The following is a 572-nucleotide window of genomic DNA, read 5'->3' on the forward strand; positions in this document are numbered from 1 at the left end:
CAAGCCATCGAAATGGGCATCTATGTGGTGCGGGCTTTCGTGCAATTGCGCCAAGCTGCCGCCATCCATACCGACCTCGCCAAACGTCTGCTTGAGTTGGAAATGAAAACAGAAGGTCTGGAAATCTCGCAAGACACGTTTTCCCGCAACACCCGCAACCAGTTGCGCCAAATTTTTGATGCCTTGCGTGAACTCACCACACCGCCTGAACCCGCCAAACGACCCATCGGATTCATCACGCCACTGGACAAGCCGTAAAAGCCAGTTGATTCACGCACGACTCTCAAACCGCAACCACCTGAACATGAAATGAGCCGACCATGAAAACCCCTCCGCTCCAAACCAAACTGCCCAATGTGGGCACCACCATCTTCACGGTCATGTCGACGCTGGCGGCGGAAAAAAATGCGGTCAACCTGGGGCAGGGATTTCCCGACTTCAATTGCGACCCCCGGCTGGTTGATGTCGTCACCGACGCCATGAAGCAAGGCCTGAACCAGTACCCGCCGATGACCGGCGTGCCGCTGTTGCGTGACGCCATTGCTGCAAAAATAGTAGCACTGCATGGCCGT

2 pseudogenes are annotated in these 572 nt (G+C 55.6%); both read left to right on the top strand.

What is annotated here, in order from left to right:
- A pseudogene (locus B3V69_RS09805) lies at nucleotides 1-258 on the top strand (ORF6N domain-containing protein); the annotation flags it as partial.
- A 62-nt stretch (nucleotides 259-320) separates the two neighbouring features.
- Nucleotides 321-572, top strand: a pseudogene (locus B3V69_RS09810) (methionine aminotransferase); the annotation flags it as partial.

Origin of the sequence: Rhodoferax sp. UBA5149 (genome assembly GCF_002413825.1) — a bacterium.
Lineage (GTDB): Bacteria > Pseudomonadota > Gammaproteobacteria > Burkholderiales > Burkholderiaceae_C > Rhodoferax.